Here is a 26,054-nt window from a genome sequence, read left to right as displayed (position 1 = left end):
CGCGGACCGGTGGGACGGACGCCGGCCCGCGGCCCGAGGAGGGGAGACCGGCGTGTTCTACCTCGTGGCGCGCTTCGTGCTGCGGCCGCTGTTCTGGCTCGTGTTCCGGCCGCGGGTGCGCGGCCGGGGCAACGTCCCGGCCGAGGGGGCGTTCATCATCGCCAGCAACCACCTGTCGTTCATCGACAGCATGGTCATCCCCCTCTCCGCGCCGCGCCGCGTGCACTACCTGGCCAAGGCGGAGTACTTCACCGGGTCCGGGGTCGGCGGCTGGCTGACCCGCACCCTGTTCGGTGCGCTGGGCGCCATGCCCGTCGAGCGCGAGACGCACCGCGCCGCGCAGGCCGCGCTCGACACCGCGCTCGGCGTGCTGCGCCAGGGCGAGGGCTTCGGCATCTACCCCGAGGGCACCCGCTCCCGCGACGGCCGGCTGGCCCGCGGCAAGACCGGGGTGGCCTGGCTGGCCCTCACCGCCGGCTGCCCGGTCGTGCCGGTCGCCGTCACCGGCACCGACCGCATCCAGCCGGTGGGGTCGCGCTGGCCGCGCCCCCACCGGTTCTCCGTGGTCTTCGGCGAGCCGCTGACCTTCCCCGAGCACGCCGGGCGGGCCGGCAACGGCCGCGCCCGCCGGGAGGTCACCGACCGGATCATGGAGGCGATCGCCGACCTCTCCGGCCAGGAGAAGGCGGGCTGGGGCGTGCCCCGCGAGGTCGGGTGAGCGGCGCCCTGCTCGTCGCCGGCACCACCTCGGACGCCGGCAAGTCGGTGGTCACCGCCGGCATCTGCCGCTGGCTGGCCCGCCAGGGCGTGCGGGTGGCGCCGTTCAAGGCGCAGAACATGAGCAACAACTCGGTGGTCACCCCGGACGGCGCCGAGATCGGCCGGGCGCAGGTGGTGCAGGCCGCCGCCGCCGGCGTGCCCCCCGAGGCGGCGATGAACCCGGTGCTGCTCAAGCCCGGCGGGGAGGACGCCAGCCAGGTCGTCGTCCTGGGCCGGCCGGTGGCCGAGGTGACCGCGCTGTCCTACCGGCCGATGAAGGCGGCGCTGCTCGAGCAGGTGCTCGGCTGCCTGGCGGACCTGCGGTCGCGCTTCGACGTCGTCGTCTGCGAGGGCGCCGGCTCCCCCACCGAGATCAACCTGCGCGCCGACGACATCGCCAACATGGGTCTGGCCACCGCCGCGGGCCTGCCGGTGGTCGTCGTCGGTGACATCGACCGCGGCGGCGTCTTCCCCGCCCTCTACGGCACGGTCGCGCTCATGCCCCCGGCCGACCAGCGGCTGGTCGCCGGGTTCCTGGTCAACAAGTTCCGCGGCGACGTCCGGCTGCTCCGACCCGGGCTCGACCGGCTCGCCGAGCTCACCGGGCGGCCGACGCTGGGCGTGCTGCCGTGGCTGCCCGGCGCCGCGCTCGACGTCGAGGACTCCCTCGGCATCCCCACCGGTGTCTCCTCGGCCGGCCCGCCGCACGGCGAGGACGTCCTCCGGGTGTCGGTCGCCCGGCTGCCGCGGCTGTCGAACTCCACCGACCTCGACGCGCTGGCCGCCGAGCCCGGCGTGCTGGTCCGCTTCGTCACCCGGCCCGAGGAGCTCGCCGACGCCGACCTCGTGGTGCTGCCCGGCACCCGCGCCACCGTTCCCGACCTCGCGTGGCTGCGCGCGAGCGGGCTGGCCGACGCGGTGGCCCGCCACGCCGCCGCGGGCCGCCCGGTGCTGGGCATCTGCGGGGGCCACCAGATGCTCGCCCGCACCATCACCGACGACGTCGAGTCGCGGGCCGGGACGGTCGCCGGGCTGGGACTGCTGCCCGCCGACGTCCGCTTCGCGCGGGAGAAGACCCTGGGCCGCCCGGCCGGCCACGCGCTCGGGCACCCGGTGCACGGCTACGAGATCCACCACGGGCAGGTGACCTACGACGAGGGCGGCGCCGAGCCGTTCCTCGACGGCGGCCGCGCGGGGTCGGTGTGGGGAACCACCTGGCACGGGGCGATGGAGAACGACGGCTTCCGCCGCGCCTTCCTCGCCGAGGTGGCCCGGGCGAGCGGGCGGCGGTTCCTCCCGTTGCCGGACACCTCGTTCGCCGCGGTGCGCGAGGCACGCCTGGACACCCTCGGCGACCTGGTGGCCGAGCACGCCGACACCGGCGCCCTGTGGCGGCTGGTCGAGGAGGGGCCGCCGGCGGACCTGCCGTTGCTGCCGCCGGGGGCGCTCAGCCCGCGCTGAGCGCGTCCGCCAGCCGGGCGCGGACGTCGTCGGGCCAGGGCGTGGCGACGCCGTCGGCGACGGCCACGTAGGTGGTGCGGACGGCGCAGCAGACGCGCTCCCCCACGCGGACGGTGAAGCGCACGGTCAGGCTGCTGCGCCCGAGCCGCTCGGGCTCGGCGTCGACGGTGACCGTGTCCCCCCAGCGCGCCGCGGAGGACCACTCCAGGGAGCTGGCCTTGACCACCGGGTCGGCGCGCGGCACCAGCTCGTCCCACGGCAGCCCGACCGCGGCCCACCACACCATCGAGGCCTCGTCGGCCCAGACCAGGTAGTGGGCGTTGAACACCACGCCCTGCTGGTCGCACTCGACGAAGCGGACCGGGGAGCTCCACGTGACCGGCACGGCGCGACGCTAGCGGCCGCTACCGTCGTCGCGTGCAGCCCGACCCGGTCCTCGCCTCCTACCGCCCGCCCTCGCAGCTGGTGCGGGACAAGGAGATCGACCACCTCGACGTCCACTGCCGGGCCCTGATCGGGCTGTCGCCGTTCCTCACGCTGGCCACGGCGGACGCCGACGGCTGGCCGGAGGTCTCCCCGCGCGGCGGCGACCCGGGCTTCGTCCGGGTGCTCGACGAGCACCGGCTGGTGCTGCCCGACCGGCAGGGCAACAACCGGCTCGACAGCCTGCGCAAGGTGGCGGTGAACCCTCGGGTGGCGCTGCTGTTCTTCGTGCCCGGCCTCGAGGAGACGCTCAAGGTGTTCGGCACCGCCGAGCTGCTGCCCGCCGACGCCCTCGGCCTCGACCTCACCGAGTTCGGCCGGGAGCCGCGCTCGGTCATGGTGGTGACCGTGCAGCGGGCCTACCTGCACTGCGCCAAGGCCGTCATGCGCTCGGGCCTGTGGGACCCGGCGAGCCGGATCGACCGCAGCTCCCTGCCGCCGTTCGGCACGATGATCCGCGACCACTGCGGGCTGGAGACCCCGCTGCCCGACGACGCCACCATCCGCGCGGGGCTCGCCCTGGAGCTGTAGTCCTCGAGCTGTGGTCCTGTCACCGGCTGCTGCCAGGCTCCGCGCATGGCGACCGAGTTCCAGGTGACGATCGACTCCACCGACCCGCACCCCCTCGCCGACTGGTGGGCCGAGGCGCTCGGCTGGCAGGTGGAGCCCCAGGACGAGGCCTTCATCCGGCGGATGGTGGAGCAGGGGCAGGCCACCGAGGCCGACACCACGACGCACCGCGGCACGCTGGTCTGGGCGGTCGGCGCGGCGCTCACCTCGCCCGACCCCGGGCGGCCACGGGTGCTCTTCCAGCGGGTGCCCGAGCCCAAGACGGTCAAGAACCGCGTGCACCTCGACCTGCACGTGGGCGCGGAGCGGCGGGAGGCGGAGGTCGCCCGGCTGGTGGGCCTCGGCGCGCGGGAGCTGCACCGGGCCTCGATCGGCCCCATGGAGTGGGCGACGCTCGCCGATCCCGAGGGCAACGAGTTCTGCGTGGCCTAGCTGCCGTGCGCCGAGGAGGGTCAGGCGCGCTCGACGTCGCGCGCCAGGCGGCGGCTGACCACGGTGCGCTCGGCGATCCGGCGGACCCGCGTGCGCCGGGGACGGCGCTCGGTGCCGAGGTAGCGGGCGTCCTCGACGAGCTGGAACGCCGCGAGGACGCTGGCGCGCACCTCGCGCGAGCGCGGCGCGGCAGGGATCACGGGCTGGGCCGAGGTCATGGGAGCCCCCCTCTCCCGGGGCCGGGCGGCTTCGGCCCCGTGACCCGATGGTGCCCGCTCCGGACGCTCCGCAACCAGAACCGGCTCGGATTGGTACAGGTGTGACGAACGAGACGGCAGGGACGACGACGACCCCGGTCCGTACGGTGCCCGCATGGCCCGCCGACTCGCCGACGTCCTCACCCGGCTGGTGTCCGCCGCCGCCCCCGTCGTCCGCCGGGTGGCGGCACCCGCGCGCCCGCGCGCCGCGCGCGCAGGCCGGGCACCGCGGGCGACCCCGGGCATCGACACCGCCTACCGGGCGCGCGCCGACGGCCGCCCCGACCCCGGCGAGGTGGTGTGGACCTGGGTGCCCTACGAGGAGGGCGACGGGCGCGGCAAGGACCGCCCGGTGCTGGTGCTCGGCCGCCGCGGCGAGGAGCTGGTCGGGCTCGCGCTGACCAGCAAGGACCACGACCGCGACGCCGGGGACGAGGCGCGGCACGGCCGGTCCTGGATGGACGTGGGCACCGGCGGGTGGGACGGCCGCGGCCGGCCCAGCGAGGTGCGGCTCGACCGGCTGCTGGTGCTCGACCCGGCCGCGGTGCGGCGGGAGGGCGCGGCGCTCGACCGTGCGCTCTTCGGGCAGGTGGTGGCGGCGGCGCGGCGCACCCAGGGCTGGTGAGGCGTCAGGCGGTCGCGGCCAGTCGGCGCTTCGCCCGCGCGACGGGCACCTGGGCGACGAGGGTGGGCAGGACCCAGACCACCGGGCTGCCGGTCTGCGCGACGAGCAGGCCGGTGGCCAGCGCGACGTGGGAGTCGCCCAGCGGGTGTGGCTGTGCGGTCGGCCAGTGCGGCCAGCCACGCCTGCGGGCCAGTGCGCCGGCCCCCGCGAGCCCCGCGGCGAGGACACCGGGGGCCACCAGCCAGCCCGGTCCCCGCGCCGTGAGCGCCAGGGAGCAGCCGGTGGCGGTCCCGGCCGCGACGTGGAGCAGCGGCACCGTCTCGCGCACGGCCCCACGCTGGCCCCGACGACCGCCGGGACGGCAGTGCCGGCCGCCACCGGGGGTGGTGACGGGTGTCAGCCGGTGCGGCCGGCCGGGCCGGGGCGGGGCGCCGCGGACCGCAGGTGGTAGACGCCGGCGCGGCCGGGCAGCGGCTGGAGGTCGTAGCGCGAGACGACCTTCGGCCCGTCGTGCAGGTGCACGTGCGTGACCGTGGGCAGCGGGTCGCCGTGGCGGGCGGCGCGGACCTCCACCCGCCCGTCGAGGGGGCCGCCCACGAACAGCAGGACGGCGTCCTGCTCCTCGGCGGTGGCGTCCACGACGGCAGTCTCCACGTCGGACAGCTCGGTCTCCTCCTCCGGCGCGCGGCTCACCCGGTCGAGGGTAGGCGCGCGGTGCCACCGGTCAGGGGCGCCGCTCAGGCCGGTCGGCGGCGCAGCCGGCGCGCGATCAGGGGCGCGGCCAGCAGCATGACGAACAGCCGCAGCACCTGGACGGCGAGCACGAACGTCGTGTCCGCGCCCGTGCCGGTGGCCGTGGCGAGCACCGCGTAGAGGCCGCCGGGCGTCGTCGCGAGGTAGGCGTCGAGCTGGGGGACGCCGGTGGCCGCCGCGAGCACCGCGCCCAGCCCGGCGCAGGCGGCGACCAGGCCCACGATGATCGCCAGGGCGAGCGGCAGGGCCCGCCCGATGGTGCGCAGGCTCTCCCGGCTGAAGGCCAGCCCGACCTGCAGGCCGATGACGCCGAAGGCCACCGCCTCCACCGCCCCGGGCACGGTCGCGCCGCCCGAGAGCCCGCCGAGGTCGACGGCGGCGGCCACCAGCATCGGGCCGAGCAGGGCCGGCACCGGCAGCCGCACCAGCCGCGCCAGCCCGTACCCGGCCACCCCGCAGGCGGCGGTGAAGGCGGCCCCGGCGGCCGGGCCCGGGCCGTCCGGGGCGGCGACGGTGCCGCCGGCGCCGGGGTCGGCGCCGTAGAGCGCCGTCGCCACCACCGGCATGAGCACGACGATGAGCAGCACCCGCAGGTACTGCAGGACGGCGACCATGCGGTCGTCGGCGCCGAGGTCGCGGGCCATGGCGGTGATGCCCGAGGCGCCGCCGGCGATCATCGCGAACGCGCCGGTGACCGGGCTGATCCCCGGCTGCAGCCGGAGCAGCAGCCCGGCGGCCACGGTGAGCAGCAGCGTGGCCAGCGTGACCAGCAGGACGGGCAGCCAGTCCTCGCCGATCGCGGCCAGCGTGGCGAGGTCGACCAGCGTCCCGATCGAGACGCCGACGACGGCCTGCGCGGCGGCGGTGGCGGCCCGGGGCACCGCCGGGCGGGTGCGGCCGGCCAGCCCGCGGACCAGGCCGGCGAGCAGCCCGCCGAACAGCGGCGCGGAGGGCAGCCCGGCGACGTCGAGCAGCACGCTGGCCAGCGCCGCCCCGGCGACCACGCCGGCGGCGTCGGCGAGCCGGCGCGGGGGGACGCGCGCCACGCTCAGACGCCGGCGATGCGGCGCAGCTCGGCGACGTGGGCGTCGAACGCCCGCCGTCCCGCGCGGGTCAGCGACAGGCTGGTCCGCTGGCGGGAGGCGACGGTCGCCTTGCTGACCCGGACGTAGCCGGCCTCCTCCAGCTGCTTGACGTGCTTGGACAGCACCGAGTCGCTCACCCCGACCCGGTCGCGGACGGCGGCGAACTCCACCGTGTCGACGGCGGCGAGCAGCCCGCAGATCTGCAGCCGCGGCGGCGGGTGGATGACCGCGTCGAAGTGCGGCGCGACCGCGGTCACACCCCGCTCCGCAGCTCGGCGACGTAGATCCGCGTCCACCACCGGCTGATCAGCGCCAGGCCGATCCCGATCACCACGCCGCCCACGGCCATCGCACCGCGGAGGTCGAGGAGGTACTCCGCGACCGCGGCGGCGCCCAGCACGACGGCGTACAGGACGACCCACACGCGGATCGCCCGCCGGGTGGGTCCCGCGCGGAACCCGTTCACCCACAGGCCGGTCAGCCGGGTGTAGAGAGCCACCATCAGCCGCATCGCGACCACCAGGACCACGAGCGCGACGGCGGTGGCCCAGGTGCTGTGCAGCGAGTAGCTGGCGAGGAAGCCCGCGATCAGGGCGCCGAGCAGCGCGTCGTACCACCACGGCTGCACGACGCGGTCGGCCAGCGCCGCCCGGTCGGCCTGCAGGGCGGCGAGCTGCGCGGCGGCGTCGGCCGCCCCGAGGTCGTGCCTGTCGGCGGTCACACCCCGCTCCGCAGCTCGACGGCGTAGACGCGCACCCACCAGCGGTTGACGGCGGCGAGCGCCACGCCGAGCACGGCACCGGCGACCGCCATCGCCCCGCGCAGACCCACCTCGTGCTCGGCGAACGACGCGGTCACGAACACGACGAGGACGAAGGCGACCCACGACCACACCACCCGCTGCGTCCGGCCCCGGCGCCAGCCGCTGATCCACGTGCCGGTGGTCCGCCGGAACGCGAACCGAGCGCCCCAGACGCCGACGACGGTCAGGACGACCGTGACCACGGCCGCCCACGTGCCGCGCAGTGACTGGGCACCGAACAGGAGGAACACCCAGACACCGAGACCGACGTCCCACGGCCACCACACCCCGGAGTGCTCGAGCCGGTCGGCCAGCGCCGCCCGGTCGGCCTGCAGGGCGGCGAGCTGCGCGGCGGCGGCGTCCCGGTCCACGTCGTTGCTTTCCATGTCGGAAAGACTGGCGGTCGTTTTCCGTTCCGTCAAGTGACCGGCCCGCCCTGTCGCGGGCGCGACCCCGCGTGGTTCCATGACCGGGCCACAGCGACGGCAGTGGAGGAAGCCCGGTGCGACTCCGGCGCGGTCCCGCCACTGTGACCCGGCCTCCCGACCAGGAGGCCGGGGAGTCAGGAACTCCCGCCGCCGCCTCCTGCCACCTCCGGGCGTGGACACCCGGGGAGAGGACCCGTGCCCCCGCATGACGTACCCCTTCGGCGCCGTCGTCGGCATGGACGACATGCGGCTGGCCCTGCTGCTCAACGCCGTCTCCCCGGCCATCGGCGGCGTACTCGTGCGCGGCGAGAAGGGCACCGCGAAGTCGACGACGGTGCGCGCGCTGGCCGCCGTCCTCCCGCCGGTCGCCGTGGTGCCCGGCTGCCGCTTCGCCTGTGACCCCGCCGTCCCCGACCCGGCCTGCCCCGACGGCCCGCACGACCCCGGTGCCCCGGGGCTGACCCGCCCGGCGCGGCTGGTCGAGCTGCCGGTGGGCGCCTCGGAGGACCGCGTGGTCGGCTCGCTGGACCTCGAGCGGGCGCTCACCGAGGGCGTGAAGGCCTTCGAGCCCGGGCTGCTGGCCGCCGCCCACCGCGGGGTGCTCTACGTCGACGAGGTCAACCTGCTGCACGACCACCTCGTCGACCTGCTGCTGGACGCCGCCGCGCTGGGCACCGCCTACGTCGAGCGCGAGGGCGTCTCGGTGCGCCACGCCGCCCGCTTCCTGCTGGTCGGGACGATGAACCCCGAGGAGGGGGAGCTGCGGCCGCAGCTGCTCGACCGCTTCGGCCTCACCGTCGAGGTGGCCGCGCCGCGCGACCCGGCCGAGCGCGCCGAGGTGGTCCGCCGCCGCTTCGCGCACGACGCCGACCCCGCCGGGTTCGCCGCGGCGTGGGCGGGCGAGGAGACCGCGCTGGCCGCCCGGATCGCCGACGCCCGGGCCCGGCTGCCGCACGTCGTCCTCTCCGACGACGCGCTGCGCCAGGTGACCGCCGTGTGCGCCGCGTTCGACGTCGACGGGCTGCGCGCCGACCTGGTCACCGCCCGCGCCGCGATCGCGCACGCCGCCTGGTGCGGCCGCGACGCCGTCACCGAGGACGACGTCCGCGTGGCCGCCCGCCTCGCCCTCCCCCACCGGCGCCGGCGCAACCCCTTCGACGCCCCCGGTCTCGACGACGACACCCTCGACCAGGCGCTCGAGGACAGCCGCCCGGACGAGGAGCCCCCGCCTCCCGACGGCCCGGACGGCGGCGGTGGGGGCGCTCCCCCGCCGCCCGCGGGCCCGGACGACAGCGACGGCGCCGGCCCGGACTCCCCGTCGAGATCGCGCGATCTCGACGCCGGCCCCGCGGACGGGGAGCCGAGATCGCGCGATCTCGACCGGACGGGCGGGTCGGCGTCGGCGTCCGAGCGGGCCGCGGTCGCGCCGTCGGACCCGTTCCGCGCCCGGCGGCTGGAGGTCCCGGGCGTCGGTGCGGGCGCGGCGGGACGGCGGTCGAAGGCGCGGGCCGAGCGCGGGCGCGTCGTGGGCTCCACCCGCCCCTCGGGCCCGGTGACCCGGCTGCACCTGGTCGACACCGTGCTGGCCGCCGCGCCGCACCAGGTCGCCCGCGGGCGCAGCGGTCCCGGCCTGCGGGTGGCCCGCGAGGACCTGCGCCAGGCCACCCTCGAGGGCCGCGAGGGCAACCTCGTGCTGTTCGTCGTCGACGCCAGCGGCTCCATGGGCTCCCGGGCGCGGATGGGCGCGGTCAAGGGCGCCGTGCTGTCGCTGCTCCTGGACGCCTACCAGCGCCGGGACAAGGTCGGCCTGGTCACCTTCCGCGGCGCCGACGCCGAGCTGGCGCTGCCGCCCACCTGGTCGGTCGAGGCGGCCGCGGCCCGGCTCCGCGAGCTGCCCACCGGCGGCCGCACCCCGCTGGCCGCGGGCCTGCTGCGCGCCGCCGAGACCCTGCGGGTGGAGCGGGTGCGCGACCCGCGGCGCCGGCCGCTGCTGGTCGTGGTCACCGACGGGCGGGCCACCGGCACCCGGGGCACCGACGCCGTCGGCGCCGCGCACGCGGTCGCGCAGCGGCTGGCCGCCGAGGGCACGGCGGGCGTCGTCGTCGACTGCGAGTCGGGACCGGTGCGGCTCGGGCTCGCCGGCGTCCTCGGCGCCCACTTCGGGGCGCAGACGCTGCGGCTGGAGGAGCTGGCGGCCGAGACGCTCGCCGGCACCGTGCGCGCCGTCCGAGAGGCGGCCTGACGGTGCCGCAGGGACAGGTCGCCGTCACGCCGCAGGACGGGCTGACCACGCGGCAGCGGCGCAACCGGCCGCTGCTGGCCGTGCACACCGGCGAGATGAAGGGCAAGTCCACCGCCGCGTTCGGCATGGCCATGCGCGCGTGGAACCAGGGCTGGTCGATCGCGGTCTACCAGTTCGTCAAGAGCGCCAAGTGGAGGGTGGGCGAGGAGAACGCGCTCACCGCGCTCGGCCGGCTGCACGCCGAGACGGGCGAGGGCGGGCCGGTGGTCTGGCACAAGATGGGCTCGGGCTGGAGCTGGTCGCGCCGGCAGGGCACCGAGGTCGACCACGCCGCCGACGCCGCCGAGGGCTGGGCGCAGATCAAGCGCGACCTCGCCGCCGAGGCGCACCGCTTCTACGTCCTCGACGAGTTCACCTACCCGCTGAAGTGGGGCTGGGTGGACGTCGACGACGTCGTCGAGACGCTGACGCAGCGGCCCGGCGCGCAGCACGTCGTCGTCACCGGCCGGGACGCCCCGCCCGCTCTGGTCGAGGCCGCCGACCTCGTCGTGGAGATGACCAAGGTCAAGCACCCCATGGACGCCGGCCAGAAGGGTCAGCGGGGGATCGAGTGGTGAGCATCCCGCGCGTCGTCGTCGCGGCCCCGTCGAGCAACGCGGGCAAGACGTCGGTCGCCACCGGCCTGGTCGCCGCGCTCAGTGCCCGCGGACTGGCCGTCTCCCCGCACAAGGTCGGCCCCGACTACATCGACCCCGGCTACACCGGCCTGGCCGCCGGGCGCCCGGGCCGCAACCTCGACCCGGTGCTGCAGGGCGAGCAGCGCGTCGTGCCGCTGTTCCTGCACGGCGCCCGCGGGGCCGACGTCGCCGTCGTCGAGGGCGTCATGGGCCTGTTCGACGGCGCCACCTCCCCCGACGTCGAGCCGGGGTTCGCCTCCACCGCGCACGTGGCCCGGCTGCTGCGGGCGCCGGTGGTGCTGGTCGTCGACGCGAGCGCGCAGGCGCAGAGCGTGGCCGCGCTGGTGCACGGGTTCGCCACCTTCGACCCCCGCGTGCGGCTGGGCGGCGTGGTGCTCAACCGGGTCGGCAGCGACCGGCACGAGGAGATCCTGCGCGAGGCGCTGGGCGCGGCCGGGGTGCCGGTGCTGGGCGCGGTCCGGCGGCTGGCCGAGCTCGGCACGCCGTCGCGGCACCTGGGACTGGTCCCGGCGGCCGAGCGGTCGGCCGAGGCACTGGCCACCGTCGCGCGGCTCGGCGAGGTGGTGGCCGGCGGCGTCGACCTCGACGCCGTGCTGCGCCTGACCCGCACCGCGCCCGCCCTGGACGCCGTCCCCTGGGACCCGGCCGCCGAGGTCACCCCGGTCGAGGGCCGGCCGCGGGTCGCCGTCGCCGGGGGGCCCGCCTTCACCTTCGGCTACGCCGAGAACGCCGAGCTGCTCGCCGCCGCCGGGGCCGAGGTGGTGACCGTCGACCCGCTCCGCGACGAGGCCCTCCCCCCGGGCACCGCGGGGCTGGTGGTGGGCGGCGGCTTCCCCGAGGTGTACGCCGAGGCGCTGTCGGCCAACGCGGCCCTGCGCGCCGACGTCGCCGCGCTCGCCGCCCGCGGCGGCCCGGTCGCCGCCGAGTGCGCCGGCCTGCTCTACCTCTCGCGCGAGCTCGACGGGCACCCGATGTGCGGCGTCCTGGACGTGGCGACGGCGATGTCGCCCCGGCTGACCCTCGGCTACCGGGCCGCGGTCGCCGTCGCCGACAGCGTGCTCGCCCCGGCCGGTACCCGGGTGCGGGGCCACGAGTTCCACCGCACCCACGCGCGACCCGGCGCCGGCGCCACCCCGGCCTGGCAGTGGGCGCAGGCCGGCCCGGAGGGCTTCGCCACCGGCTCGGTGCACGCCTCCTACCTGCACCTGCACTGGGCCGGGTCCCCCGCCCTGCCCGAGCGGTTCGTGGCCGCCTGCGCGGCGGCCGTCCCGGAGGAGGTGCGGCGTGCACATCGCTGAGGGGTTCCTGCCCGCCCCGCACGCGATCGGCTGGACGGTCGCGGCCGCCCCGTTCGTGGTCCACGGCGCCCGCGCGGTGGTGCGGGAGGTGCGCGAGCACCCGGAGTCCACGCTGCTGCTCGGTGCGGCCGGCGCGTTCACCTTCGTGCTCAGCGCGATCAAGCTGCCCTCGGTCACCGGCAGCTCCAGCCACCCGACCGGCACCGGCGCCGGGGCGGTGCTGTTCCGGCCGCCGGTGATGGCGCTGCTGGGCACCGTCGTCCTGCTCTTCCAGGCGCTGCTGCTGGCGCACGGCGGGCTGACCACCCTGGGCGCCAACGCGTTCGCCTTCGCCGTCGTCGGGCCGTGGGCCGGCTACGGCGCCTACCGGCTGGCGCGCGCCCTGGGCGCCGGGCTGCTGCCCGGCGTCTTCGTCGCCCTCGCGCTGGCCGACCTCGCCACCTACGTCACGACGTCGCTGCAGCTCGCGCTGGCCTTCCCCGACGCGGCGAGCGGGTTCGCCGGCGCCGCGGTGAAGTTCCTCGGTGTCTTCGCCCTCACCCAGGTGCCGCTGGCGGTGGCCGAGGGCCTGCTCGGCGTGCTGCTGTTCCGGGTGCTGACCGTCAGCGCCCGGCCCGACCTCGAGCGCCTGGGCCTGCTGGCACCGGCGCCGGCGGAGGAGCGCGGGTGACCCGCCGCCGGCTGGTCACCGCGCTGCTGGTGCTCGCGGTGCTGGCGCTGGTCGCCCTGCCGCTCGCGTTCCGCGGGGACGCCGGGTACGCGGGCACCGACGGGCAGGCCAGCGCGGCGATCGAGGAGTCCGGCTACACCCCGTGGTTCGAGTCGGTGTTCGCGCCGTCGTCGAAGGAGGTGGAGTCGGGGCTGTTCGCCCTGCAGGCCGCGGTCGGCGGCGGGGTGCTCGGCTACGTGCTCGGCCGGCTGCGCGGCCGCCGCCGGGCCGCCCCGCCCGAGCGGCAGCCCACGGACGAGACGTGAGCGCCGGGCTGGCGGTCGACGACGCCGCCTGGGCCAGCGCCTGGCGCACGCGCGCGCCGCTGGACAAGCTGGCGCTCTGCGGCGGCCTGGTCGTCTGCGCCCTGGTGCTCCCGGCGTGGCCGGGCAGCGTGCTGGTGGCGCTCACCGCCGTCGTCCTCGCGCTCGGCCCGGCGCGGGTGCCGGCGCGCACCTTCGGCCGGGCGGTGCGCTGGCCGCTGGCGTTCGTCGCCACCAGCGCGCTGACCGCCGTCGTCTCGGTGGACGGCGGCGGCCTGGGCTGGGCGCCCGGCGCGGCCGCTCGGGCGGGCGACCTGGCCGGGCACTCGGTGGCCGGCGGCGCCGCGGTGCTGCTGCTGGCAACCACCACGCCGATGAGCGACCTGCTGCCCGCGCTGCGCCGGCTGCGGGTCCCGGCGGCCGTGGTCGAGGTCGCGTCGGTGACCTACCGGCTGCTGTTCGTGCTGCTGGGCAGCCTGCGCACGATCCGCGAGGCGCAGGCCGACCGGATGGGCTACTCCTCGGTGCGCCGCTCCTACCGCTCCTCCGGCGCGCTGGCCGCCGCGGTGCTCACCCGCTCCTTCGACCGCGCCCGCCGCATGCAGGAGGGGCTGGCCGGCCGCGGGATGGAGACGGGCCTCCGGGTGCTGCCCGAGGCGCTGCCGTCCTCCCCCGCCTTCCTCGCCGCCTCCGCCGCCGGGCTGGCCGCGCTGCTCACCGTGGGCTGGGTGGCGTGAGTCACCGGTCGCTGACCGCCGAGGGGCTGGTCGTGGGCTACGAGCGCGGGCGCCGGGTGCTCGACGGCGCCTCGCTCACCGTCCCCGCCGGGCGCCGGCTGGCGGTGCTGGGCGCCAACGGCTCGGGCAAGACGACGCTGCTGCGCTGCCTGTCCGGGGCACTGCGGCCCGACGCGGGCGCGGTCGCCGTCGACGGCGCGCTGCTGCGGCACACCCGTGGCGGGCTGCGGTCGCACCGGCAGGAGGTGCAGCTGGTCCTGCAGGACCCCGACGACCAGCTGTTCAGCGCCTCGGTGGCCCAGGACGTGTCCTTCGGCCCGCTCAACCTCGGCCTGACCGAGGAGCAGGTGCGCGAGCGGGTGGCCGAGGCGCTGCGGCTGCTCGCCGTCGAGGCGCTGGCGGCCCGGCCCACCCACCAGCTGTCCTACGGCGAGCGCAAGCGGGTGGCCATCGCCGGGGCGGTCGCGATGCGCCCGTGCGTGCTGCTGCTCGACGAGCCGACGGCGGGCCTGGACCCCTCCGCCGTCACCGAGGCGCTGGCGGCGCTGGAGCGGCTGCGGGGGTCGGGCTCCACCGTCGTGATGAGCACCCACGACGTCGACCTCGCGCTGCGCTGGGCCGACGAGGTCGCCGTCGTCGTCGACCGCCGGGTGGTGCAGGGCCGGCCCGAGCGCCTCCTCGCCGACGACGACCTGCTCGCCCGCGCCCGCCTCGACCGGCCCTGGGCGCTCACCGTCGGCGCCCGGCTGCAGGCGCTCGGGCTGCTGCCCGGCGGCCCGCTCCCCCGCGACGCCGCCGCGCTGCTCGCGGCGCTGCCCGACCGGCCGGGCGTCGGCACGTGGACGTGACCGTCGGCGTGGGCGCCGTCGCGGGCGTGGCCGCCGCGGAGGTGCTGGCCGCCGTCGACGCCGTCCTGCCCGCCGGCGCCCGGGTGACCGCGCTGGCCACCCTCGACGTGCGCGCGGCCGAGCCCGGGGTGGCCGCGGCCGCCGCCACCCGCGGCTGGCCGCTGGTCGGGCACCCGGCCGCGGCGCTCGCCGGGGTGCCCGTCCCCTCGCCGTCCGCGCGGGTGGCCGCCGCGGTGGGGACGGCGTCGGTGGCCGAGGCGGCCGCGCTGCTCGGCGGCGCCCGGCTGGTCGTCGGCAAGACCGTGCACGGGCGGGTCACCGTCGCGGTGGCCGCGTGACCGACCTGCACCACCACGGCGACCGCGAGCTGGCCCCCGGCCTGGTCGACCTCGCCGTCAACGTCCGCGCCGGCACGCCCCCGCCGTGGCTGCGCGACGTGCTGCGGCGCGCCCTCGACGACGTCGCCGCCTACCCCGACGCCGGTCCCGCCCGCGCCGCGGTGGCCGCCGCGCACGGCCGCGACCCCGCCGAGGTGCTGCTGACCGCCGGCGCCGCCGAGGCGTTCGTGCTGGCCGCCCGGGCGCTCCGGCCTCGGCGGGCGGTGGTCGTGCACCCGTCGTTCACGGAGCCGGAGGCGGCGCTGCGCGCGGCCGGGCACCCGGTGCAGCGGCTGCTGCTCGAGCCGCCCGCCCACCGCCTGGGGCCGGTGCCGGTCGACGCCGACCTGGTCGTGCTCGGCAACCCGACCAACCCCACCTCGGTCCTGCACCCGGCCGCCGAGGTCGCCGCGCTGGCCCGCCCGGGCCGGGTGCTGCTGGTCGACGAGGCGTTCGCCGACACCGTGCCCGGCGAGCCCGGGTCGCTCGCCGCCCGCCACGACCTGCCGGGCCTCCTCGTGGTGCGCAGCCTGACCAAGACCTGGGGTCTGGCCGGCCTGCGGGTCGGCTACGCGCTCGGCCCGCCGGAGCTCGTCGCCGCGCTGGCCGCCGCCCAGCCGCACTGGCCGCTGTCCACGCCGGCGCTGGCCGCCGCGGCCGCCTGCACCACGCCCGCCGCCCGCGCGGAGGCCGACGCCGCGGCGCGCGAGCTCGCGGAGCACCGCGCCGCGCTGCTGGCCGCGCTGCCGCCCGGCCTGGTCGTCGGGGAGCCGCGCTCGTCGTTCGTGCTGCTGCGCGTCCCCGGCGGCGCGCGGGTGCGCGCCGCGCTGCGGCAGCGGGGCTGGGCGGTGCGCCGCGGCGACACCTTCCCCGGGCTCGACGCCGACCACCTCCGGGTCGCCGTCCGTGACCCGGGCACCTCGCGTGCGTTCGCCGCGGACCTCGCTGCGATCCTTGGTGCGGAGATCCCTGGTCCGCTGCCGACGACGACGTCGCTGCCGGCCGCCGTCCCGGAGGAGCACCGCTGAGCGCCACGCCCGTCGACCCCGCGAGCGGCGTCGTCTACCCCGTCGGCCTGCGCCTGCTCGACCGCCGCGTCGTCGTGGTCGGCGGCGGGCAGGTCGCGCACCGGCGGGTCGCCGGCCTGCTCGAGGCCCGCGCCCGCGTCACCGTCGTCAGCCCCGAGGTGACCCCCGCGCTGGAGGCGCTGGTGGCCCCGGGGTCGCTGACCTGGGTGCGCCGCCGCTACGAGCCCGGCGACCTCGACGGCGCCTGGTACGCCGTGGCCGCCACCGACGACCCCGCCGTGAACGCGGCCGTCGCCGGGGAGGCCGAGCGGCTGCGGGTGTTCTGCGCCCGCGCCGACGACCGGTCGGCGTCCAGCGTGTGGACGCCGGCGGTCGGGCGGCAGGGCGACCTCGTCGTCGGCGTGCACGGCGGCGGGGACCCGCAGCGGGCGGTGGGCGTCCGCGACGCCGTCGTCGCCGGGCTGACCGACGGCAGCATCCGCGACCGCGCCGCCCGCGAGCCCGAGGGCGGGCGGGCCGGCAGCGTCGTGCTCGTCGGCGGCGGCCCGGGCGACCCGGGGCTGATCACCGTGCGCGGCCAGCAGGCGGTCGCCCAGGCCGACGTCGTCCTCGCCGACCACCTGGCGCCGCAGTCGCTGCTGTCCTCGCTGCCCCCGGAGGTCGAGGTCATCGACGCCTCGAAGCTGCCGCGCGGCCGGTCGATGGCGCAGGAGCAGATCAACGCGCTGCTGGTCGAGCACGCGCTGGCCGGCAAGCGGGTGGTGCGGCTCAAGGGCGGCGACCCCTTCGTCTTCGGCCGCGGCATGGAGGAGCTCGAGGCCTGCGTCGCGGCGGGCGTGCCGGTCGAGGTCGTGCCGGGCGTGACCAGCGCGATCGGCGTCCCGGGGCTGGCCGGCATCCCGGTCACCCACCGCGGGCTGACCCACGAGTTCGTCGTCGTCTCCGGGCACGTGCCGCCCGGCCACCCGGCCTCGCTGGTCGACTGGCCGGCGCTGGGCCGGCTGCGCGGCACCGTGGTGGTGCTCATGGGCGTCGACACCGCCGGCGCGATCGCCGCGGCGCTCGTCGAGCACGGCCGCGCGCCGGACACCCCGGTCGCCGTCGTCGCCGACGGGTCGACGGCCACCCAGCGGGTCGTCCGCACCACGCTCACCGGCCTCGCGCGGGCGCTCGCCGACGAGGGCGTCCGCCCGCCGGCCGTCTGGGTGGTCGGCGAGGTCGTGCGGCTGGCCACCGAGCCCGGCCCGGCGCGCTAGATGTTGGCGCCGTCCGGGGGCGGCGCCTCGGGCAGCGGGGCGGCGAAGCCGCTGCCCTCGGCCTTCGGCGCGGGCGTGCCCACGGTGTAGGAGGTCATCGACAGCGACCCGTAGGCGTAGCCGTCGACGAGCACGTCCGCCGTCGTCCCGGTGGCGCCGGCCATGCCGGCCACGTAGAGCAGCGGCAGGAAGTGGTCGGGCGTCGGGACGGCGAGGTCGAAGTCGCGGTGCCCGTCGAGGCGGGCCACCGCGGCCGGGTCGGTGAGCATGAGCTCCTTGACCTGCTCGTCGAAGCGCTGCGCCCAGTCGAACCCGGCGTCGGGCATGGCGCGGCTGACCCCGCCGAGGTTGTGCACCACGTTCCCGCTGCCGACCACCAGGACGCCGTCCTCGCGCAGCGGGGCCAGCGCGGCGCCCATCTGCAGGTGGTAGTCGGCGCCCTTGAGGGCGTTGATGGACAGCTGCACGACCGGGATGTCGGCCTCGGGGAACGCGTGCAGCAGCACCGACCAGGTGCCGTGGTCGATGCCCCAGCTGTCGAGGTCGGCGCCCACCCAGGTCGGGGAGACGACGTCGGCCACCTGCTCGTGCAGCTCCGGCAGCCCCGGGGCGTCGTAGCTGACGTCGAACAGCTCCGGCGGGAAGCCGAAGAAGTCGTGGATGGTGCGCGGCCTGGCCATCGCCGTCACCGCCGTCGCGTGCACGTACCAGTGGGCCGAGACCACCAGGATGGCCCGCGGCCGGGGCACCGAGCGCCCCAGGGCCCGCCAGGCGTCGGTGTAGCGGTTGCGCTCGAGGGCGTTCATCGGGTTGCCGTGACCGATGAAGGCGGCGGGCATGAGCGTCATGCGGCTCTCCTCATCCGGTGGACGGGGTGGACGGCCCCGTCCCGGATCCTGCCCCGCCGTGCCTCGGTGCGCGAGGTGCCGGGACGGCGTTGCTCGCCGGCGGTGTGCGGCGCAGCAGTGGCGAGAGCCGGCGCGCGCCGGTCCCCTCCCCCGCGGCGGCGTCGCCCGGGTTGGACAGCGCGCAGGCGGTGAGCGACAGGCAGCCGCACCCGATGCACGAGGACAGCCCGTCGCGCAGCTGCTCCAGCGCCGCGATCTGCGCGTCGAGCCGGTCGCGCCAGCCGCGCGACAGGCGCGCCCAGTCGCGCGCCGACGGCGTCCGCCCCTCGGGCAGCGTGCCGAGCGCCTCGCGGATCTCCGGCAGCGAGAGCCCCACGTTCTGCGCCGCCCGCACGAAGGCCAGCCGCCGCAGCACCGACCGCGGGAAGCGCCGGGCGCCGCCGGCCGTGCGGGTGGCGGTGACCAGCCCCTGCGCCTCGTAGTGGCGCAGCGCCGACGGCGCCAGCCCGGCCCGGGCGGCCACCTCACCGATCGACAGCCCGTCCACCGCACCCCCTTGACCTCAAGTGGACTTGAAGTTCGAGGGTAGCGCCATGACACCTCCCACCGCACTCGTCACCGGTGCCTCCCGCGGCCTCGGCGCCGCCCTGGCCGCCGCCCTCGCCGCCCGCGGCTGGCGGCTCGTCGTCGACGCCCGCGACGCCGGCCGGCTCACCCGCACCGTCGCCGCCCTGCCCGCTGCCTGCCGGGTCACCGCCCTGCCCGGTGACGTCACCGACCCCGCCCACCGCGCCGACCTCGCCGCCGCCGTGGGCGACCGGCTCGACCTGCTGGTGAACAACGCCAGCGACCTCGGCCCGACCCCGCTGCCCCGGCTGGCCGACCTCCCGCCCGCCGCCCTCGAGCGGGTGCTGGCCGTGAACACCGTGGCGCCGCTGGCGCTGGTGCAGGCGGTGCTCCCGGCGCTCGAGCGGGCCGGCGGCACGGTGGTGTCGGTCAGCAGCGACGCCGCGGTGGAGGCCTACCCGGGCTGGGGCGGGTACGGCGCCGGCAAGGCCGCCCTGGACCTGCTGACCGCCGTCCTCGCCGTCGAGCACCCCGCGCTGCGGGTGTACGCCGTCGACCCCGGCGACATGGCCACCGACATGCACCGGGCCGCCGCGCCCGTGGCCTCCGCGCAGGGGCCCGCCGCGAGCTCGCGAGTGGCGGGGGGCGGGGAGGTCCTTCCACTGCCCGCCCCGGAGGACGTCGTCCCGGCGTTCCTGCGGCTGCTCGACGACCCGCCGCCCAGCGGCCGGCTGCGCGCCGCGGACCTCCTCCCGGCGGAGGCGGCGCGGTGACCGCCTTCGCCCTCCCGCCCGGCAGCGAGGCCACCGAGCCGCCGGAGCACCGCGGGCTGTCTCGCGACGGCGTCCGGCTGATGGCCGTGCGGCCCGGCAGCACCACCGCCGCCCGCTTCCGCGACCTGCCCGACCTGCTCGAGCCCGGCGACCTGCTGGTGGTCAACACCTCGGCCACGCTGGCCGCCCGGCTCGAGGCCCGCCGCGCCGACGGGCGGGTCGTGCCGCTGCACGTGTCGACGGCGCTCGACGACGGCAGCTGGGTGGTCGAGGTCCGCCGCCCCGGCAACGACGGCCCGGAGACCGGCCTGGAGCCCGGCACGGAGCTCGGCCTGCCCGGCGGTGTGCGGTTGCGATTGCGCACCGGCTTCCCCGACCCGGCGCGCCCGTCGCGGCTCTGGCGGGCGCACGTGACGCCGGCCGTCGCGCTGGTGCCCTACCTCGCCGAGCACGGGCAGCCGGTGCGCTACGGCTACCTGCGGGCGCCGGTGCGGCTGGCCGAGGCGCAGAACGTGTACGCCACCGAGCCCGGCAGCGCCGAGAACGCCAGCGCCGGGCGGCCGTTCACCGACCGGCTGCTGGTGCGGCTCCTGGCCCGCGGGGTCCCCGTGGTGCCGCTGGTGCTGCACGCCGGCGTCTCCAGCCCCGAGCTGCACGAGCCGCCGGCGCCCGAGCGCTACCGCGTCCCGGAGGTGACCGCGCGGCTGGTCAACGCCACCCGGGCGGCGGGGAGGCGGGTGGTCGCGGTGGGCACCACGGCGACCCGCGCGCTGGAGACGGTGACCGGGGACGACGGGGTCACCCGGCCCGGCGAGGGCTGGACCGACCTGGTGCTGGGCCCCGACCACCCGGCGCGCGCGGTCACCGGCCTCGTCACCGGCCTGCACGCCCCCGAGGCCAGCCACCTGCTGCTCCTGCACGCCGTGGCCGGGACGGAGCTCGTGGACACCGCGTACCGGGCGGCCACCGCGGGGGGCTGGCTGTGGCACGAGTACGGCGACTCGATGCTGTTCCTGCCGTAGCCGCCCGTCACCACTGCCCGGCGGCGGCCTCCAGCAGCACCCGCCGGTGCTCGGGGGGACGGCCCGGGCAGGCGGTGCACATCGGCTCGGGCGGCAGCCGGTAGAGCAGGCAGCAGGAGACCCGCCGGACGAAGCGGGTGCCGCCGACGTCGGTGAACCGCGGCGCCGGCAACGGGGACCCCACGGCCGCGGCCACCGGGGCGGCCAGTGCGGTCATCGGGCCGACGGCGTCCAGCGCCCGGCCCACGGCGAGCAGCCGGCCGGCGAGGGAGTCGGCGGCCACCGCCCACAGCGGCCGCTCGCGCACCCCGCCCGCCTCGGCCACCGCGGCGACCGCCGCGGCGAGTGCCGCGCGCAGCTCCCCCGCCGGGTCCGGTCCGGCCGGCGCGGCCGAGACCGCGGCGACCAGCGGCCCGCCGGCCAGCTCGTACAGCGTGGTGTCGGCCAGCCGTGCCGAGAGGGGCCGGCCGGTGGCCAGCCCGGCGGCGAGGGGCGCGAGCAGCACCGCCGATGCCGAGTACCACCAGACGGTGGCCAGCACGCGGCGGTCGGCGCTGCGGTACCGGCGGCCCAGCGCCGCGACCCGCCGCGCGGTCCAGGCCGGGTCGGCGAGCAGCTCCGCGGGCAGCGGCCGGGCCGACGGCGGCGCCAGCAGCCCGAGGCCGGCCGCGCCGGGCACCCGGGCCGCCACCTGCGCCTGCGGGCCGCCGTCCACCGGCCCAGTCTGGCCGTCCCGCTGCACCGACGTTGCGGGGGCTCACGCACCATCCGGGCGGGCCCTACGGTGTGTGCTGGGACACGCCGGGTCGCGACGGGGCGACCCCACGCACGACATGGAGGGAGCCGCACCGTGAGCGAGTCGGACGTGCAGGAGGGCCACCGCTTCCCGGCGCCGGAGCAGCTGGCCGCGCAGGCGAACGTCGGCGCCGACGTCTACGCCGAGGCCGAGCGCGACCGCCTGGCGTTCTGGGAGTCCGCCGCCCGCCGGCTGAGCTGGGCGCAGGAGTGGGACCAGGTGCTCGACTGGAGCAACCCGCCCTTCGCCAAGTGGTTCGTCGGCGGCAAGCTCAACATCGCCTACAACTGCGTCGACCGGCACGTCGAGGACGGCCACGGCGAGCAGGTCGCCTACCACTGGGAAGGCGAGCCCGGCGACACCCGCACGATCACCTACGCCCAGCTCAAGGACGAGGTGTGCAAGGCGGCCAACGCGCTGCTCGAGCTCGGGGTGCAGGCCGGCGACCGGGTGGCCGTCTACATGCCGATGATCCCCGAGGCGGTCGTGGCCATGCTGGCCTGCGCCCGCATCGGCGCCGTCCACATGGTCGTGTTCGGCGGTTTCTCCAGCGACGCGCTGGCCAGCCGGATCACCGACTCCGGCGCCGTCGTCGTCGTCACCTCCGACGGCGGCTACCGGCGCGGTGCGCCCAGCGCGCTGAAGCCGGCGGTGGACGAGGCGGTCGCGCGCACCGACAGCGTGCGCAACGTGCTCGTCGTCCGCCGCACCGAGCAGGACGTCGAGTGGACCGAGGGCCGCGACCTGTGGTGGCACGACGTCGTCGACCGGCAGTCGACCGAGCACACGCCCGAGGCCTTCGACGCCGAGCACCCGCTCTACATCATGTACACGTCCGGGACGACGGCGAAGCCCAAGGGCATCCTGCACACCTCGGGCGGCTACCTCACCCAGGTCGCGTACTCGCACTGGGCGTCCTTCGACCTCAAGCCCGACACCGACGTCTTCTGGACCTCGGCCGACATCGGCTGGGTCACCGGGCACAGCTACATCGTCTACGGGCCGCTGGCCAACCGGGCCACCTCGATCATGTACGAGGGCACCCCGGAGACCCCGCACCGCGGCCGCTGGTTCGAGATCATCGAGAAGTACGGGGTGACGATCCTCTACACCGCGCCCACGGTGATCCGGACCTTCATGAAGTGGGGCGAGGACGTCCCGGCGGGGTTCGACCTGTCCAGCCTGCGCGTGCTCGGCTCGGTCGGAGAACCGATCAACCCCGAGGCCTGGCTCTGGTACCACAAGAACATCGGCGGCGGCCGCTGCCCGATCGTGGACACCTGGTGGCAGACCGAGACCGGCGCGCACATGATCAACCCGCTGCCCGGCGTGACGGACCTCAAGCCCGGCTCGGCGCAGACGCCCTTCCCCGGCATCTCGGCCAAGGTCGTCGACGACGAGGGCAACGAGCTCGGCGACGACACCACCGGCCTGCTGGTGCTCACCGAGCCGTGGCCGTCGATGCTGCGCACCATCTGGGGCGACGACGACCGCTACGTCGACACCTACTGGTCGCGGTTCGGCACGGAGGTCTACTTCGCCGGGGACGGCGCCAAGAAGGACGACGACGGCGACATCTGGCTGCTCGGCCGGGTGGACGACGTCATGAACGTGTCCGGGCACCGCATCTCCACCACCGAGGTGGAGTCCTCCCTCGTCGCCCACCCGGCGGTGGCGGAGGCCGCGGTCGTCGGTGCCAGCGACCCGACCACCGGCCAGGGCATCGTCGCGTTCGTCATCCTCCGCGGCAGCGCCGAGGACTCGGGGGACGAGCTGGTGCAGACGCTGCGCACCCACGTGGCCCGGGACATCGGCCCGATCGCCAAGCCGCGCCAGATCATGGTCGTGCAGGAGCTGCCCAAGACCCGCTCGGGCAAGATCATGCGCCGGCTGCTCCGCGACATCGCCGAGAACCGCGAGCTCGGCGACGTCACCACGCTGACCGACTCCTCGGTGATGAACCTGATCAAGGACAAGCTCCCCGCCAACTCCTCCTCCGAGGACTAGCGAGGACCGACGGACCGACCCGTCCCGGCCTCCCCCGTGCACGATCGGGGAGGTCGGGGCGCGGGTCCGTCCGGGATGCGGGACGATCACCTGCGACAGGCCGCGCCGCGGTCGCCAGAGCAGGGAGGAGCCCCCGTGGCCCACAGCGTGTCCTCGTCCACCCCGGCCAGCGGGCGCCACGCCACGTCCGCCGTCTCCGCGCACACCGACCCGTCGGTGGGCGCGCTGGTGCAGAGCGCGATGGCCGACGTGTCCACGCTGGTCCGCGGCGAGATCGAGCTGGCCAAGGCCGAGATCGGCCGCTCGGCGAAGAAGGCCGGTGTCAGCATCGCGCTGTTCGCCGTCGCCGGCGTGCTGCTGGCCTTCGCCGGCATCTACCTGTTCGTCACCCTGGCCGAGGCGCTGACCGCGCTCGGCCTGCCGCGCTGGGTGTCCTACCTCATCGTCACCGTCCTGCTGCTCGTCATCGCCGGCGTGGCCGGGCTGGTCGGCCTGCGGATGCTCAAGAAGATCGACAAGCCGGAGCGCACCCTCGAGTCGCTGCGCGAGCTGCCCGACGTCATGCACCGCGAGGAGCCCGGTCAGCGCCGCCGCGCCCTGCCGACGGTGAGCAACGGCCGGGTCGAGCGCCGCGGCCCCGACACCTACCTGGTCTGAGTCCCGCTCCCGGGCGGCGCGGCGGGCGCCCGGCCCCGGCCGCCGTCCCCACCGACGAGCGGCCCGACGCCACCAGCGTCCTGCTGCCGGGGCCGTGGGTGCACCGCGACACCTCCGCCAACGGGGTCCGGCTGCACCTGGCCGAGGCCGGCGAGGGTCCGCTGGTGCTGCTGCTGCACGGGTTCCCGCAGTACTGGTGGACCTGGCGGGCCCAGCTCCCCGCGCTCGCCGACGCCGGCTTCCGGGCCGTCGCCCCGGACCTGCGCGGCTACGGCGCCAGCGACAAGCCCCCGCGCGGGTACGACCTGCCGACGGCGGCGAGCGACGCGGCGGCGCTGGTCCGGGCGCTCGGGGAGCGCGACGCCGTCGTCGTCGGGCACGACTGGGGTGCGCTGGTGGCCTGGACGATGGCCGCGCTGCACCCGCGCAGCGTCCGCCGGCTGGTCGTCGTCTCGATGGCCCACCCGCGGCTGCTGCGCGCCGGGCTCGCCGACCGCGCCCAGCGGCGCGCGCTGCGGCACGTCCTGGGCTTCCAGGTGCCGCGCTGGCCCGAGCACCGGCTGACCCGGGCCGACGACGACCCGGTCGCGGAGTACCTGCGCCGGTGGGCGGGGCCGGCCTGGACGCAGACCGCCGACTTCGCCGAGGCGGTGCGGCGCTACCGGTCGGCGGCGCGGATCCCGCAGGCCGCGTACGGGTCGATGGAGTACTTCCGCTGGGCCGGCCGCTCCCAGCTGCGCCCCGACGGGCTGCGCTACGCCCGCCGGATGGCCTCGCCGGTCACCGCGCCGACGCTGCAGCTGCACGGCACCGCCGACCCGCTGGTGCTGCCGCGCACCGCCCGCGGCTCGGGCCGCTACGTCGCCGGGGCCTACGCGTGGCGCGAGCTGCCCGGCACCGGGCACTTCCCGCCCGAGGAGACCCCCGCCGAGGTCAACGACGCCATCACCACCTGGGCCAAGTAACGCGCTGGAACGGCCTCCTCGCAGGGGCCCGCCACGAGCGGCTGTCGGCCTCCCTGCAGGGGCCCGCCGCGAGCCTGCGAGCGGTGGGGGGCAGGGAGGTCCTTCCAGGGGGCGAGGAGGTCCTTCTACTCGCAGGGGCCGGTGTCCACGGGGGCGGTGCCGGCCGCACCCTGGCGGGCGGCCGACGCGACCTGCTCGGCGGTGAGCGCGTAGCCGGTCGACGGGTCGTCGATCGCGGAGGCGAAGACGACGCCGAGGACCTGGCCGGCCGGGTCGAACAGCGGGCCGCCGGAGTTGCCGGCCCGCACCTCGCCGAACAGGGCGTAGACCTCGCGCTCGACGGTCTGCGCGTTGCGGAAGTCGGGGCCGCTGATGTCGCCGCGGTCGCGGACGCGGGCCGGGCCGACGAACAGGTCCCCGCCGCCGGGGTAGCCCATGATGATCGCGTCGTCGCCGGTGGTCACCGGCTCGGGCGCGAAGGCGAGCGGCACCTGCGGCAGGCCGGGGACGGCGAGCACCGCGACGTCGATCTCCTCGTCGACGTACACCGGCGTCGCCGCGTACTCCTCGCCCTCGGCCAGCACCACGGGGTCGCCGACGCCGGCCAGCACGTGCGCGTTGGTCATCACCCGCTCCCGGGCGTAGACGAAGCCCGACCCGTCGATCTGCCGCGAGCACGACGGCGCGACGCCGCTGATCTTCACCACCGAGCCCTGCACCCGGCCGACGACGGGACTCGACCGCAGCGCCTCGTCGGGCACCTCGACCTCGCGGGCCTGGGTGGGGGTGAGCGGGTCGAGGACGTCGGGCAGGCCCCGCCGGTCGATGGCCTCGCGCAGCGAGTCGTACACCGCGCGGACGCTGTCGGGCACGGCCCGGTCGACCGCCTGCACCAGCGCCGAGTTCCGGACCTGGCCGGCGACCGCCGGGAAGGGCGCGGTGGCCAGCGGCGTGGCGACCATCCACGCCACGAGCAGCACGGCGACCGCCGAGACCACCGCGCCGGCGACGGCGTCGACCACCTCGGCCGGCTCCCAGGTGACCCGGCGGCGCACCGCCCGGCCGACCGCGCCGGCCAGCACCTGCCCGAGCAGCGCCCCGGCCAGGACCACGACCAGGGCGGCGAACACCCGGGTGACCGGGGAGCCGTCGAGGCGGTCGGCCACCGGGCCGGACAGCTGCGCGCCGAGCACCGCGCCGCCCAGGAAGCCCAGGAAGGAGGTGGCCGAGACCAGCAGGCCCTGGCGGAAGCCGGAGAAGGCGAAGACCAGGGCGAGCGCGACGAGGACGAGGTCGACCAGCGACACG

Annotated in this window: 32 protein-coding genes and 1 riboswitch; of the genes, 20 read left to right on the top strand and 12 right to left on the bottom strand. The window is 77.3% G+C overall.

From position 1 onward, the window contains the following. The first annotated feature begins 52 nt into the window (after positions 1 to 52). On the top strand, positions 53 to 718 hold the full coding sequence (locus tag BLQ97_RS06830; protein WP_091364594.1) for a lysophospholipid acyltransferase family protein: 666 nt from the start codon (positions 53 to 55) through the stop codon (positions 716 to 718). Beyond that, positions 715 to 2,220: a cobyric acid synthase gene (locus BLQ97_RS06825; protein WP_091364505.1), complete on the top strand. Its 1,506-nt coding sequence runs from the start codon at positions 715 to 717 to the stop codon at positions 2,218 to 2,220. Before BLQ97_RS06830 ends, BLQ97_RS06825 begins: the two co-directional genes overlap by 4 nt. Here the strand turns inward: BLQ97_RS06825 and BLQ97_RS06820 are convergent. Further along, entirely contained in the window at positions 2,207 to 2,605 is a 399-nt protein-coding gene (locus tag BLQ97_RS06820; RefSeq protein ID WP_091364504.1) for an acyl-CoA thioesterase, read from the bottom strand. The two genes, BLQ97_RS06825 and BLQ97_RS06820, sit on opposite strands and share 14 nt — an antisense overlap. Before the next feature lie 32 nt (positions 2,606 to 2,637). Between BLQ97_RS06820 and BLQ97_RS06815 the strand changes: the two genes are divergently transcribed. Both BLQ97_RS06815 and BLQ97_RS06810 read left to right on the top strand, forming a co-directional pair. After that, positions 2,638 to 3,234, top strand: coding sequence for an MSMEG_1061 family FMN-dependent PPOX-type flavoprotein (locus BLQ97_RS06815; protein WP_091364503.1), 597 nt, complete (start codon positions 2,638 to 2,640; stop codon positions 3,232 to 3,234). Between the two features lie 45 nt (positions 3,235 to 3,279). Further along, positions 3,280 to 3,705 carry a VOC family protein gene (locus tag BLQ97_RS06810; RefSeq protein ID WP_091364502.1) on the top strand — a complete coding sequence of 142 codons (426 nt, stop codon included), beginning with the start codon at positions 3,280 to 3,282 and terminating at the stop codon, positions 3,703 to 3,705. Positions 3,706 to 3,725: 20 nt separating this feature from the next. Here BLQ97_RS06810 and BLQ97_RS06805 read toward each other — a convergent pair whose 3' ends face one another. Continuing rightward, positions 3,726 to 3,923: a hypothetical protein gene (locus tag BLQ97_RS06805; RefSeq protein ID WP_091364501.1), complete on the bottom strand. Its 198-nt coding sequence runs from the start codon at positions 3,921 to 3,923 to the stop codon at positions 3,726 to 3,728. Between the two features lie 154 nt (positions 3,924 to 4,077). Here BLQ97_RS06805 and BLQ97_RS06800 point away from each other — a divergent pair, with 154 nt between their 5' ends. Then, positions 4,078 to 4,587, top strand: a complete 510-nt coding sequence (locus tag BLQ97_RS06800) for a type II toxin-antitoxin system PemK/MazF family toxin (RefSeq protein ID WP_091364500.1) — start codon at positions 4,078 to 4,080, stop codon at positions 4,585 to 4,587. Positions 4,588 to 4,591: 4 nt separating this feature from the next. On the opposite strand, the gene BLQ97_RS06795 is transcribed toward BLQ97_RS06800, so the two are convergent. The 6 genes from BLQ97_RS06795 to BLQ97_RS06770 form a co-directional block, all read right to left on the bottom strand. Beyond that, complete coding sequence (locus BLQ97_RS06795; protein WP_091364499.1) at positions 4,592 to 4,915, bottom strand: hypothetical protein; 324 nt, start codon at positions 4,913 to 4,915, stop codon at positions 4,592 to 4,594. A 68-nt stretch (positions 4,916 to 4,983) separates the two neighbouring features. Next, positions 4,984 to 5,280: a hypothetical protein gene (locus tag BLQ97_RS06790; protein WP_245691935.1), complete on the bottom strand. Its 297-nt coding sequence runs from the start codon at positions 5,278 to 5,280 to the stop codon at positions 4,984 to 4,986. Between the two features lie 44 nt (positions 5,281 to 5,324). Next, complete coding sequence (locus tag BLQ97_RS06785; RefSeq protein WP_091364498.1) at positions 5,325 to 6,386, bottom strand: AbrB family transcriptional regulator; 1,062 nt, start codon at positions 6,384 to 6,386, stop codon at positions 5,325 to 5,327. Positions 6,387 to 6,388: 2 nt separating this feature from the next. After that, a complete protein-coding gene (locus BLQ97_RS06780) occupies positions 6,389 to 6,682 on the bottom strand; it encodes a transcriptional regulator (RefSeq protein WP_091364496.1) in 294 nt (97 codons plus the stop codon). Continuing rightward, positions 6,679 to 7,146 carry a hypothetical protein gene (locus BLQ97_RS06775; protein WP_091364495.1) on the bottom strand — a complete coding sequence of 156 codons (468 nt, stop codon included), beginning with the start codon at positions 7,144 to 7,146 and terminating at the stop codon, positions 6,679 to 6,681. The genes BLQ97_RS06780 and BLQ97_RS06775 overlap by 4 nt, the downstream gene beginning before the upstream one ends. Continuing rightward, on the bottom strand, positions 7,143 to 7,613 hold the full coding sequence (locus BLQ97_RS06770; RefSeq protein ID WP_139173494.1) for a hypothetical protein: 471 nt from the start codon (positions 7,611 to 7,613) through the stop codon (positions 7,143 to 7,145). The genes BLQ97_RS06775 and BLQ97_RS06770 overlap by 4 nt, the downstream gene beginning before the upstream one ends. A gap of 105 nt (positions 7,614 to 7,718) precedes the next feature. Next, positions 7,719 to 7,799, top strand: a riboswitch (cobalamin riboswitch). Between the two features lie 61 nt (positions 7,800 to 7,860). Here BLQ97_RS06770 and BLQ97_RS06765 point away from each other — a divergent pair. Genes BLQ97_RS06765 through cobA form a run of 10 tightly spaced genes read left to right on the top strand, consistent with a single transcriptional unit; the run spans position 7,861 to position 17,111 of the window. Beyond that, positions 7,861 to 9,897 (top strand): putative cobaltochelatase, encoded by a 2,037-nt coding sequence (locus BLQ97_RS06765; protein WP_091364491.1) that lies wholly within the window; start codon positions 7,861 to 7,863, stop codon positions 9,895 to 9,897. A 2-nt stretch (positions 9,898 to 9,899) separates the two neighbouring features. After that, entirely contained in the window at positions 9,900 to 10,514 is a 615-nt protein-coding gene (cobO, locus tag BLQ97_RS06760) for a cob(I)yrinic acid a,c-diamide adenosyltransferase (protein WP_091364489.1), read from the top strand. Next, complete coding sequence (locus BLQ97_RS06755) at positions 10,511 to 11,893, top strand: cobyrinic acid a,c-diamide synthase CobB (RefSeq protein ID WP_091364488.1); 1,383 nt, start codon at positions 10,511 to 10,513, stop codon at positions 11,891 to 11,893. The genes cobO and BLQ97_RS06755 overlap by 4 nt, the downstream gene beginning before the upstream one ends. Continuing rightward, positions 11,880 to 12,563, top strand: a complete 684-nt coding sequence (locus tag BLQ97_RS06750; RefSeq protein ID WP_091364486.1) for an energy-coupling factor ABC transporter permease — start codon at positions 11,880 to 11,882, stop codon at positions 12,561 to 12,563. The genes BLQ97_RS06755 and BLQ97_RS06750 overlap by 14 nt, the downstream gene beginning before the upstream one ends. Next, positions 12,560 to 12,868: an energy-coupling factor ABC transporter substrate-binding protein gene (locus tag BLQ97_RS06745; RefSeq protein WP_091364484.1), complete on the top strand. Its 309-nt coding sequence runs from the start codon at positions 12,560 to 12,562 to the stop codon at positions 12,866 to 12,868. The genes BLQ97_RS06750 and BLQ97_RS06745 overlap by 4 nt, the downstream gene beginning before the upstream one ends. Then, the gene (cbiQ, locus tag BLQ97_RS06740; RefSeq protein WP_091364482.1) at positions 12,865 to 13,602 is read left to right on the top strand and encodes a cobalt ECF transporter T component CbiQ; all 738 of its coding nucleotides are present in this window, start codon (positions 12,865 to 12,867) and stop codon (positions 13,600 to 13,602) included. Before BLQ97_RS06745 ends, cbiQ begins: the two co-directional genes overlap by 4 nt. Further along, positions 13,599 to 14,450, top strand: a complete 852-nt coding sequence (locus BLQ97_RS06735; protein WP_091364481.1) for an energy-coupling factor ABC transporter ATP-binding protein — start codon at positions 13,599 to 13,601, stop codon at positions 14,448 to 14,450. The genes cbiQ and BLQ97_RS06735 overlap by 4 nt, the downstream gene beginning before the upstream one ends. Continuing rightward, the gene (locus BLQ97_RS23815) at positions 14,441 to 14,788 is read left to right on the top strand and encodes a cobalamin biosynthesis protein (RefSeq protein WP_245691933.1); all 348 of its coding nucleotides are present in this window, start codon (positions 14,441 to 14,443) and stop codon (positions 14,786 to 14,788) included. The genes BLQ97_RS06735 and BLQ97_RS23815 overlap by 10 nt, the downstream gene beginning before the upstream one ends. Continuing rightward, positions 14,785 to 15,855, top strand: coding sequence for an Rv2231c family histidinol phosphate aminotransferase CobC (cobC, locus tag BLQ97_RS06730; RefSeq protein ID WP_175471628.1), 1,071 nt, complete (start codon positions 14,785 to 14,787; stop codon positions 15,853 to 15,855). Before BLQ97_RS23815 ends, cobC begins: the two co-directional genes overlap by 4 nt. After that, a complete protein-coding gene (cobA, locus tag BLQ97_RS06725) occupies positions 15,852 to 17,111 on the top strand; it encodes a uroporphyrinogen-III C-methyltransferase (protein WP_091364477.1) in 1,260 nt (419 codons plus the stop codon). Before cobC ends, cobA begins: the two co-directional genes overlap by 4 nt. Here the strand turns inward: cobA and ygiD are convergent. Together ygiD and soxR are read right to left on the bottom strand one after the other, a co-directional pair. Next, complete coding sequence (gene ygiD, locus BLQ97_RS06720; RefSeq protein ID WP_175471627.1) at positions 17,108 to 17,959, bottom strand: 4,5-DOPA-extradiol-dioxygenase; 852 nt, start codon at positions 17,957 to 17,959, stop codon at positions 17,108 to 17,110. The genes cobA and ygiD overlap by 4 nt on opposite strands. 10 nt (positions 17,960 to 17,969) lie before the next feature. Then, positions 17,970 to 18,506, bottom strand: coding sequence for a redox-sensitive transcriptional activator SoxR (soxR, locus tag BLQ97_RS06715; protein ID WP_091364475.1), 537 nt, complete (start codon positions 18,504 to 18,506; stop codon positions 17,970 to 17,972). A gap of 46 nt (positions 18,507 to 18,552) precedes the next feature. Here soxR and BLQ97_RS06710 point away from each other — a divergent pair, with 46 nt between their 5' ends. Both BLQ97_RS06710 and BLQ97_RS06705 read left to right on the top strand, forming a co-directional pair. Then, positions 18,553 to 19,299: an SDR family NAD(P)-dependent oxidoreductase gene (locus tag BLQ97_RS06710; protein ID WP_091364474.1), complete on the top strand. Its 747-nt coding sequence runs from the start codon at positions 18,553 to 18,555 to the stop codon at positions 19,297 to 19,299. After that, positions 19,296 to 20,321: an S-adenosylmethionine:tRNA ribosyltransferase-isomerase gene (locus BLQ97_RS06705; protein ID WP_091364472.1), complete on the top strand. Its 1,026-nt coding sequence runs from the start codon at positions 19,296 to 19,298 to the stop codon at positions 20,319 to 20,321. Before BLQ97_RS06710 ends, BLQ97_RS06705 begins: the two co-directional genes overlap by 4 nt. A 7-nt stretch (positions 20,322 to 20,328) precedes the next feature. Here BLQ97_RS06705 and BLQ97_RS06700 read toward each other — a convergent pair whose 3' ends face one another. Further along, the gene (locus tag BLQ97_RS06700; protein WP_245691930.1) at positions 20,329 to 21,036 is read right to left on the bottom strand and encodes a (2Fe-2S)-binding protein; all 708 of its coding nucleotides are present in this window, start codon (positions 21,034 to 21,036) and stop codon (positions 20,329 to 20,331) included. A 135-nt stretch (positions 21,037 to 21,171) separates the two neighbouring features. Between BLQ97_RS06700 and acs the strand changes: the two genes are divergently transcribed. From acs to BLQ97_RS06685, 3 genes are all read left to right on the top strand, one after another. Then, positions 21,172 to 23,124 carry an acetate--CoA ligase gene (gene acs, locus BLQ97_RS06695; protein WP_091364469.1) on the top strand — a complete coding sequence of 651 codons (1,953 nt, stop codon included), beginning with the start codon at positions 21,172 to 21,174 and terminating at the stop codon, positions 23,122 to 23,124. 135 nt (positions 23,125 to 23,259) lie between these two features. After that, complete coding sequence (locus tag BLQ97_RS06690) at positions 23,260 to 23,781, top strand: phage holin family protein (protein WP_245691929.1); 522 nt, start codon at positions 23,260 to 23,262, stop codon at positions 23,779 to 23,781. Between the two features lie 98 nt (positions 23,782 to 23,879). Further along, positions 23,880 to 24,746 (top strand): alpha/beta fold hydrolase, encoded by an 867-nt coding sequence (locus BLQ97_RS06685; RefSeq protein ID WP_245691928.1) that lies wholly within the window; start codon positions 23,880 to 23,882, stop codon positions 24,744 to 24,746. Between the two features lie 125 nt (positions 24,747 to 24,871). Here BLQ97_RS06685 and BLQ97_RS06680 read toward each other — a convergent pair whose 3' ends face one another. Next, positions 24,872 to 26,053, bottom strand: coding sequence for a MarP family serine protease (locus BLQ97_RS06680; protein WP_091364465.1), 1,182 nt, complete (start codon positions 26,051 to 26,053; stop codon positions 24,872 to 24,874). Position 26,054 lies beyond the last annotated feature (1 nt).

Origin of the sequence: Geodermatophilus telluris (assembly GCF_900102745.1) — a bacterium.
Taxonomy (GTDB): Bacteria; Actinomycetota; Actinomycetes; order Mycobacteriales; family Geodermatophilaceae; genus Geodermatophilus; species Geodermatophilus telluris.
The sequence above is the reverse complement of the archived record's forward strand: the minus strand, read 5'-3'. Positions and strand labels throughout refer to the sequence as shown.